This window comes from Aquabacterium sp. UBA2148 (genome assembly GCF_002328915.1).
Classification (GTDB): Bacteria; Pseudomonadota; Gammaproteobacteria; order Burkholderiales; family Burkholderiaceae_C; genus Aquabacterium; species Aquabacterium parvum.
Map to the genome: position 1 here is coordinate 23,293 of NZ_DCXA01000019.1, position 9,474 is coordinate 32,766.

General features: G+C 65.2%; 6 protein-coding genes and 1 pseudogene. 3 read left to right on the plus strand and 4 right to left on the minus strand.

Annotation, left to right across the window (positions count from 1 at the left end; translation table 11 throughout):
• The 4 genes and pseudogenes from B2W70_RS01045 to B2W70_RS01060 form a co-directional block, all read right to left on the minus strand.
• A pseudogene (locus B2W70_RS01045) lies at positions 1–342 on the minus strand (glycosyl transferase family 1); the annotation flags it as partial.
• A 64-nt stretch (positions 343–406) separates the two neighbouring features.
• Positions 407–1,351 (minus strand): calcium-binding protein, encoded by a 945-nt coding sequence (locus B2W70_RS01050; protein WP_286742083.1) that lies wholly within the window; start codon positions 1,349–1,351, stop codon positions 407–409.
• 129 nt (positions 1,352–1,480) lie between these two features.
• Positions 1,481–2,974, minus strand: coding sequence for an HlyD family type I secretion periplasmic adaptor subunit (locus tag B2W70_RS01055; protein WP_286742084.1), 1,494 nt, complete (start codon positions 2,972–2,974; stop codon positions 1,481–1,483).
• Entirely contained in the window at positions 2,971–5,232 is a 2,262-nt protein-coding gene (locus B2W70_RS01060; protein WP_286742086.1) for a type I secretion system permease/ATPase, read from the minus strand. The genes B2W70_RS01055 and B2W70_RS01060 overlap by 4 nt, the downstream gene beginning before the upstream one ends.
• Before the next feature lie 302 nt (positions 5,233–5,534).
• On the opposite strand from B2W70_RS01060, the gene B2W70_RS01065 reads away from it, so the two are divergent.
• The 3 genes from B2W70_RS01065 to B2W70_RS01075 all read left to right on the plus strand — a co-directional run.
• Positions 5,535–6,434 carry a metal-dependent hydrolase gene (locus B2W70_RS01065; protein ID WP_286742088.1) on the plus strand — a complete coding sequence of 300 codons (900 nt, stop codon included), beginning with the start codon at positions 5,535–5,537 and terminating at the stop codon, positions 6,432–6,434.
• A 136-nt stretch (positions 6,435–6,570) separates the two neighbouring features.
• Entirely contained in the window at positions 6,571–7,980 is a 1,410-nt protein-coding gene (locus tag B2W70_RS01070) for an HlyD family efflux transporter periplasmic adaptor subunit (RefSeq protein WP_286742089.1), read from the plus strand.
• An 18-nt stretch (positions 7,981–7,998) separates the two neighbouring features.
• Positions 7,999–9,474 (plus strand): PqqD family protein (locus tag B2W70_RS01075; protein WP_286742090.1); only part of this gene is annotated, 1,476 nt, incomplete at its 3' end.

Genomic DNA, 9,474 nt, shown 5'->3' on the forward strand with positions numbered 1-9,474 from the left:
AACGAGGCGGGTGCCAGGGAAGATGTCTTTGGCGTAGAGCGTCTCGCCCCAGCCGGGGTGGGCGAAGATCACATCGGGTGTCCAGCCCTGCTGTTTGAGTTGCATCAGTTTGCGCGCGACGGCCTGGCCGTGCAGCACGGCGGTTTCCATCTGGCGCAGGTAGGGGTGCTGGTCTTTGAGGCCCTGGCGGTGCAGCGTGTATGGGATCCAGCGGATGCTTTCCATGCCCGGGGCGGTTTGGCGGCCCATGCCGATGACTTCCCAGCCGGGTTGTTGAGACCAGAGGTGGGCGATGCGGCGGAACTGGCCGGGGAAGTTCTGGTGGATGAAGAGGATGCGCATGAGTCAGAAAGGCCCGGCCTTGTGAGGGCCGGGCCTTGTTGGCCTTGTTTTAGTCGCTGGGTTGTCAGCTCCAGTTGGCCGCGAGCACCGGTGCCAGCTGGGCTCGCTGGGCGTCGGTGAGGGTGGTCTGGCCCATGGCGGGTGGCGTCATGGATGCCATCGCCTGGACGAGGTTGGAGACCTGGGTGTCGGACAGAGTCTTGCCGTCGGCTTTGATCTGCTCGATGTGGAAGCTCGCGCTGCCGGCGCCCCCAGCGATCATCACGCTGTCGGTTGTACCGATGACGCTAATCGTTAAGTTGTTGCCGGATTGACTGAACCACAACTGGTCGTGGGCAATGCCGGACTGGAACTGAAGGACGTCGGTGTTGCCGACGGTGGCGTCGATATCGACGATGCTGTCCTGGCCTTCGCCGCGGTAGATGAGGTAGGTGTCGTTGCCTGCGCCCCCACCTAAGTAATCATTGCCTGTGGCGCCATACAGCGTATCCTGTCCAAGGCCGCCGTACAAAGTGTCATCGCCGTCGTTTCCGCCCAGTCGGTCTGCTCCACCACCGCCGTCAAGGCGATCTGCATCAGCCCCTCCATAAATGGAGTCGTCTCCGAACGATCCCCAGATTGAATCATTGCCCCTGCTTCCGAGTAACGTATCGTTTCCCGCATTGCCCATGATGGAGTTGCCAAGCTCATTGCCGATGAAGGCAGCAGAGATGGCGGTGGCGATCTCAAAGCGCTCAATGTTTTTGGGTGCGATGTACGAGCCTGGTGCTGTGTAAATGAGTAGATCGTTGCCCTCATCTGGATTTTCATATGCCTTGTCATAACTTTTGTCGAAGTAATAGACGTCGTCGCCAAGCCCGCCGTACATGGAGTCTGCATCCGGGCCACCATCCAGGGAGTCATTGCCTTCATTCCCGTAGAGCGTGTCGTTGCCAACCAGTCCTCTAATTAAGTCCGCATCTGATGTGCCAATCAAGTTGTTGCTGGCATCAGTTCCTGTGATGTTCATTGTTTCTCCATTGAATTTAGTAATTACGTTTTTCGTCAGAAATGTGCATAAAGGAGCGTTCTATTTGGGTATTGCCTCCTGTTGGGTTGAAAGTCGATCGTTACCGAATCAGACCCTTTCGAGAGGATCTCATCTTTCTTTTAGGGCGCCGTTGGCGTGTGAGATCACTGGAGCCAATAGGTACTCGATGACCCGTCTTTTGCTGGTTTTGATCTCCGCCGTGAGGTTCATCCCAGGCGCCAGCCGAATGGCTTTGCCATCCACCTCAATTGCATGAGTCGCGAGCGTCAGCGTGGCCGGGAAGACCGCCTCGCCCGAGTCAATCGCCTTGCCGTCTTTGTCCGGGCGCACGCTAGGCTCTTTCATCACCGCATCCGCAGTGATGGTCGTCACCTTGGCCTCGACCGTGCCATAGCGAGTGAAGGGGAAGGTTTCTAGCTTGATGGCAGCTTCCTGCCCCAAGTGCACAAACCCCACGTCCTTGTTCTCCAGCGTCACTTCGGCGGTGACCTGCGCTGCGTCTGGCACCACCACCATGAGCACCTGCGCGGGGGTGACCACACCGCCGTTGGTGTGTGCAGCGCGCTGCTGCACGGTGCCGCTCACAGGAGCGCGCAGCGTGGTGAGCTGCGCTCGCTGACTGGTCTTGGCGCCTTCGGCTTGGAGCGAGCGTGCTTGCAAGTCGGCTCTGGCGTGGCGCTCGCTCAATGTCTTGAGCGTTTCGGAGCGCCAGGCTGCCTGTGAGTGCTCTGACTGTGCGATGGCTGTCTTGACTTCGACCAAGCGCGCGCGCTGGGTGGACAGGTCGTGCTCGAGTTCGACTCGCATTCGCGTTCGGTCTTGACTCGCATGCTGGCTCACGAAACCTTGGGCCTGCAGGGCCTGGAAGTCGTCTTCGCGCTTGCGCACGATGGGTAGCGTTGCTTGGAGCTTCTCGATCTGCTCCTTGACGGTTTGCAGCTCGGCCTGGCGGGTGTCGATGTCGGCTTGCAGGCGCGCGAGCTGGGCTTGGGTGTCCCGCCACTCGGCGTCAAGCTGGCTGCGCATGAGCTCGCGCTCGTCGGGGCTCAGGGCATTGCTGGCCTGGCGGGCTTCTTCAGGCAGCACTGGGGCTTTGGTGCCACGCTCGCGCAAGGCTGTCAGCAGGGCTTGCGTGCGCCAGACTTCTGACAGGGCGCCTGAGCGCTCTTGGCTCACACGGCTGTTGTCAGCCTGGGCGGATGTGGGGTCGAGCTCGATGAGCACCTGACCGGCCAGCACCTTGTCTCCGTCTTTGACGTGGATGGCCTTGACCACGCTGGCCTCAAGCGGCTGGATGAGCTTGGTGCCGTCACTCACCACGATGCGCCCCGGCGCCACGGCCACGATGTCGACCTGGCCGATGCAGGCCCACAGCAGGACGATGGTGAAGAGGGCCATGATGGCCCACAGCGCGCGGCGCGGGGCTGGGTGGGGCGGCGTGGTCTGCAGGCTCAACGCCGCGGGCAGGAAGGCGGCTTCGTCGGCCATGCGGGCGGGGCCGGCCAGTTCATGGCGGTGGGCCCAGGCGGTTTGCACCACGACGCGGTAGCGCTGCAGCAGGTCGAAAAAGGGGGGGCGGGTTGATGGATCTGCGTTGCTCATGACTGCCCCTCCGGCTTGTCTTTACTTCCCCCTTGCTGTTGCATGCGCCACAGGTAGGCGTACAGCCCCTTCGGCCTTTGAATCAGCACCTCGTGCGGCCCAGCCTCGACGATGCGCCCCTTCTCCATGGCCACGATGCGGTCGGCATGGCGCACGGCGCTGAGGCGGTGGGCGATGATGATCACCGTGCGCCCCTTGCTGATGGCGGCCATGTTGCGCTGGATGATGGCCTCGCTCTCGTAGTCCAGCGCCGAGGTGGCCTCATCGAAGATCAGCACGCGCGGGTTGGTGAACAGCGCCCGCGCAATCGCGATGCGCTGGCGCTGCCCGCCCGAGAGCGACGCCCCTTGCTCACCCACCACCGTGTCATAACCCTCGGCCAGCTCACTGATGAAGTCGTGGGCGCCGGCCAGGCGGGCAGCGTGCATGATGGCTTCGAGCGGGGCGGCCGGGTCGGCCACGGCGATGTTCTCGCGCACGCTGCGGTTGAAGAGGAAGTTGTCCTGCAGCACCACGCCCACTTGGCGGCGCAGTTGTGCGGCGTCCACCAGGCTGATGTCGATGCCGTCGACCAGCACGCGGCCCTGCTCGGGCACGTACAGGCGCTGCACCAGCTTGGTCAGGGTGCTCTTGCCCGAGCCCGATCGCCCGACGATGCCGATGACCTCGCCGGCGCGCATGTCCAGGCTCACGTCGTGCAGCACGGGGGCGGCTTCGGGCCGGTAGCGGAAGGTGACCTTGTCCAGCGTGATGCGGCCCTTGAGCTGGGGCAACTGGGCCGCCGTGCTGGGGGGCACCTCGGTGCGCGTGTTGAGGATGTCGCCCAGGCGCTCCATGGAGATGCCCGTCTGCTGGAAGTCGGTCCACATCTGGGCCATGCGCATGATGGGTTGCGAGACGCGTCCGGCGAACATGTTGAAGGCCACGAACTGGCCGACGGTGAGCTCCTGGTCCATCACCAGCTTGGCGCCGAACCACAGCGTGGCGGCGTTGATGAGCTTGCCGATGAGGTTGATGCCTTCGTGCGCCCAGGTGGCCAGCGTCTGCGTCTTGAAGCTGGTCGAGACGTAGGCGGCGAGCTGGTTGTCCCAGCGGCGCGCCATCTGGGGCTCCAGGGCGTTGGCCTTCACAGTTTGGATGCCGGTGATGGTCTCGACCAGCAGGGATTGGTTCTCGGCGCCCCGGGCGAACTTCTCGTTCAGGCGCCCGCGCAGGATGGGCACGACCACGAGTGTGAGCAAGGTGTACAGGGGCAGGCTCAGCAGCACGATGAGGGTGAGCTGCCAGCTGTAGAGCAGCATCACGGCGATGAACAGCACCGAGAACAGCACGTCCAGCACCAGCGTGAGGGCCTGGCCGGTCAGGAAGCTGCGAATGTTCTCGAGCTCGCGCACGCGGGCCACCGAATCGCCCACGCGGCGTGCCTGGAAGTAGGCCAGGGGCAGCTGCAGCAGGTGGCGGAACAAGCGTGAGCCCAACTCCACGTCCATGCGGCTGGTGGTGTGGCTGAAGACGTAGGCACGCAAGCCCGTGAGCAGCGACTCGAAAACCACCACCACCACCAGACCGATGACGAGAACGTCCAGCGTGGTCAGGCCGCGGTGCACCAGCACCTTGTCCATGACGACCTGGAAGAACAGGGGGCTGACGAGGGCGAAGAGCTGCAGGAAGAAGGAGACCAGCAGCACCTCACCCAAAAGCTTTCGGTGCTTGACGATGCTGGGGATGAACCAGCTGAAGTCGAACTTGGCGAGAGCCCCGACGAGGCTGGCGCGGCTGGTGGCCAGCAGCAAGGTGCCGGAGCCAGATGGATTGCCAGCCGGGGCCCAGCGGGCAACAAAGGCCTCCATGGGCTCGATGGTGGGGCGGCCACCGCCTTCGGCCGACGGGTCTTGGTAGAGCACGCGCTGACCGTCGCATTGCGCCAGCAGCACCCAACGCTCAGCGCCATCGTCAGCGCGGATGCGAGCCAACGCAGGCAAGGCGGATAACGACAAACGTGATCCTGTTGTCTGGCTGAGCTTGGCCTTGAGGCCAACGTGCTTGGCGGCCAGCAGCAGCTCGGTGTCTGAAACCGAGCTGGAGGCGGTCAAACCCAACTCGTGGGCGAGCAGGCCTGGGTCGGCTGCGATGTGGTGCAGCCGAGCAAGCAGGCTCAACGCCTGCAAGGCTGCGGAAGGATTTGATTCGTCGCACGCCTGCGCCGCCGCCTGCTCTGAAGAGCTGGGCAGCGGGTGTGCTGCAGCGGTGTACTGCATGCCATCCCTGATGTGTTGTTGCTTTGTGCAGAAAGCGTAACCGAATCGGCCAAAAGTGCGACCCTCCTACGGGGGAGCTTTGCGCGGTTAAATGTAACGAACCGATTCGGTCGCCTCAATGACGGGGCGTGGCCTGTCGCCCCAAATGCCACCCTGTCGCCCCCGATTCACCCCCAATTGCTTCGCGCGCGAAGTTGTCCGATCCGGTCACGTTCTGTCCACCTCTGTCATGCCGATCCGATGTGCAATGCACCCGAGCCGCCGTTCGGCCCCGCCGACTCAGAGCAACCGAGGAGACCCCCATGACCCCGCAGTCAACCCACGCACAGCAGCAGACCCGCCCCATGCAGGCGCGTGAAAAGCTCGACTTCCAGCTCGACGAGCGCATCCCGCGCTTCTGGAACGGAGGCGATCCCTACAAGACCCGCTTCTTCGACGCCATGTCACTCACCTTCCCGATCGGTGAGCGCTACTTCATCAGCAGCGTGCGCGCCTACCGCGATCAGGTCACCGACCCCAAGCTGCTTCAGGAGGTCAAGGACTTCACGCGGCAAGAAGCGCAGCACGGCATCGTGCACGCGCAGTTCAACGAGATGCTGGCAAAGCAGGGCCTGAACGTGGGCTGGACGCAGCGCTTCCTGGACAACAAGTTCAAGTGGCAGCTCAAGGTGTGGCCCAAGTCCTTCAACCTGGCCTACACCGCTGCGGCCGAGCACCTCACGGCCATGATGTGCACCACCTTCATGGAGCGGCCCGACATCATCGAAGGGTTCGATCACCGCATCCGAGCGATGTACACATGGCACTCGATCGAAGAGGTCGAGCACAAGGCCGTGTGCTTCGACGTGCTGACCAAGGTGGCCAAGGCGAGCTACTTCACGCGCATCGCCGGCCTGATCTACTTCAGCATCGAGTACCCGATCGGCAACTGGTACATGGTCAACCGCATGCTCAAGGACGATGGCTTTGGCTTCTTCCAACGCATGAAGATGCTGGCCAAGGGCGCTTGGTGGTTGTACAAGCCGGGCGGCGTGTTCCTGCCGGCGGCAGGTTTTTACCTGAGCTACTTCAAGCCGGGCTTTCACCCATGGCAGCACCAGGAGATGGGGCGGTACGACACCTGGCTCAAAGCTTTCGAGCGCAGCGGTGACCCGGTGGCTGCGGGCGATGCTTATGCGCAGGAAGTGTTGGCGGCGCGCTGATGAGCCTCGCCAGGTGGCCAGGTGCCTCGGCGACCGTCCGGTTGTGCAAGCGTTGGCGCCATCCGTGAGAAACGGCACGTTTGTGCCCCCTTGTTTGCCGCGTTGAACGGGGGGCGTCCGGCCTAGCATCCGGATCATGAGCGAACCCCTGGCTTTTGCGATGCCAACGTCACCTGCGGGTGACGGCGGTGTGTCGCGCCTGACCGAGCGGGCCCTGCAGGGCCTGTTGCGCGAGCGCGGCTGGCGCGCGGCCACGGCGGCCTTGTGCACGGAGCTGACGCTGGCGCTGGGTTGCCGGCGCGTGGCGCTGGGCTGGCGGGTTGACGGACGTGTTCGCGTGGTGGGCTTGTCGCACGGTGCGCAGCTGGCCGAGCACCCGGTGCTCGGTGGCGTGGCCGAGGCCATGCAGGAAGCCATGGGCCAGGGCCTGACCCTGTGCGTGCCTCGCGTGGCCGACGGCGCGGTGCGCATCACGCTGGCGCAGCGCGCGCTCATCAAGCGCGAAGGCGTGGCGGCCGTGTTGACCGTGCCTTTGGCGCAAGACGGCGAGGTGCTGGGCGCCTTGCTGTGCGAGCGAGATGACGGGCGCTTCACGCCCATCGACATCATCGCCATGGAAGACGTGGCCCGAACGGTGGCGCCGCTGCTGCGCCTGTTGCACGAGGGCGAGCTGTCCTGGCGGCAACGCTGGCAGCGCAGCTGGCGTGAGTGGGTGGCCGCAGACGACCCCAGGACGCGGCGCTTGCGTCAGGCCGGCCTGGGCATCGCGGGGTTGATGCTGGTGGCTTTGATGGCCGTGCCTTTGCCGCACCGCGTGCAGGCCAACGCCCGGGTCGAGGGCGCCGAGCAGCGTGGCCTGACCGCGCCGCTGGATGCCTACCTGCGGCAGTTGCACGTCAGGCCGGGCGACTTCATCAAAAAGGGTCAGGTGCTGGCGCAGTTGTCCGACGAGGATTTGCGGCAGCAGGCGCGCAGCCGAGAGGCCGAGGTCGCGCAGCACGACAACGCTTTCGTCGATGCCTTCACCAAGGGCGAGCGCAGCCAGGCGGCGCAGGCCCAGGCGCGTGCAGCCGAAGCGCGGGCGCAGTTGGCGCTGGTCGAGCAGCAGCTGGCGCGCACGCGCATCACGGCACCTTTTGATGGCGTGGTGATCGCCGGGGACCTCAGCCAGCGGTTGGGTGCGCCGCTCAAGCGCAGCGACTTGCTCTTCACCGTCTCGCCCATGACGGGCTGGCGCGTGGTGCTGGAGGTCGATGAGCGCCAGATCACCTGGGTGCAAACTGGCCAGGTTGCGCGGCTGCTGTTGACGGCGCTGCCGAGCCAGCCGGTCGAGCTGAAGGTGCAGCGCATCACGCCGGTGGCGCGCACGGTCGATGGTCGCCAGCGTTACGAGGTCGTTGCCGACCCGGTGGGCCAGCCGCCTGCAGGATGGCGCCCTGGCTTGCAGGGTGTGGCGCGCATCGAGCTGCCCCCTGAGCCCTTGGGTTGGCGTTGGGGTCGCGAGGCCTGGCAGGCCTGGCGTTGGGCCAGCTGGTCCTGGTTCTGAGTCCACCCAGGTCTGGCCATGGAAGCGTCCTTGCTGTCATCGCAGTGGTTCCGGGTGGCCACGCTCAAGCCGCACCTGCGGCCCCAGGTCAGCGTCGCACGTCAGCAGGCGCGTGGCCAGCTCTGGTATGTGTTGCACAACGAGGCGAGTGGCCGCTTTCACCGGGTCAACGAGCGTGCTTACGAGGTCGTGGGCCGGCTTGATGGTGAGCTCACGGTCGATGGGCTGTGGCGCGAGCTGATCCAGCAGCAAGGCGATGACGCGCCGTCTCAGGACGATGTGCTGCGGGTATTGGGCCAGTTGGCCGAAGCCGACTTGCTGCAGGCCGAGCACATGCCCGACCTGCGTCGGCAAGTCGAGCGCGGCCTGGCGCGAGAGCAGGTGCAGGCGCGCAGCCGGGTGCACCCGCTGTCCTTTCGGGTCAAGCTGTTCGACCCTTCGCCTTGGTTGCTCAGGCTGGGTGGCATGGCGCGGTTGGTGTTCAACCGCGTTTCACTGTGGATGTGGGTGGCTTTGCTGGCCACAGGGGCGTGGGTGGCCTGGCAGAACGGGCCTGAGCTGATGGCGCATGCGCGCAGCAGCCTGTCGCAACCGCGCGTGCTGTTGATGATGTGGTTGATCTACCCGCTGCTCAAGGCCTTGCACGAGTTCGGCCACGCGCTGGCGCTGCGCCGATGGGGCTGTGCCACGCACGAGGTGGGCCTGACCTTCCTGTTGCTGATGCCCCTGCCGCACGTGGACGCGACGTCGTCTTTGCGCCTGCCGGATCGCTGGGCCCGAGCCACCATCGCGGCCGCCGGCATCATGGTCGAGCTCGGCGCGGCGGCGGTGGCCGTGATGGTCTGGGCGGCGGTGCAGCCTGGCTGGTTGCGCGATGCGGCCCTGGTCACGCTGACCTTGGGCGGCATCTCCACCCTGGTCTTCAATGGCAACCCCTTGATGCGTTATGACGGCTACCACTTTCTGTGCGACGCGGCGGGTTTGCCCAACCTGGCTGGGCGCAGCCAGGCGCACTGGCGCCAGCGCCTGACGGCCTGGACCGCGCGCTTGCTGGGCTCGCCCGTGGCCGACGCAGACGATGCGAACCTGCGGCTTGACCTCACCGAACGCCTGGCCTTGTGGTCGCATGCGCCAGCCGCCTGGTTGTGGCGCTTGACCGTTGGCACCGTGATCGTGGCCTGGCTGGCAGACCTCTCGACCTGGTTGGCGGTGGCGGGTGCCGTGTGGGTGGCCTGGGGCTTGTTGGCCGCACCGATCGCGGCCTGGGTGACCGATGTGACCTCCGCGCCCGAGCTGTCGCCGGTGCGAGGGCGCGCGCGCGCGCTCATGCTGGCCGTGGTCAGCGCGTCCTTGTTGTGCACCCTCGTGTTGCCCTGGCCCGCGAGCTTGCACGCCGATGGCCTGGTGTGGCTGCCGCAGGAAGCCCAGGTGAGGTCGGGCAGCCCGGCGCGCCTGGCGCAGGCGCTGGCCCGCGATGGTGACCTGGTTCAGGCC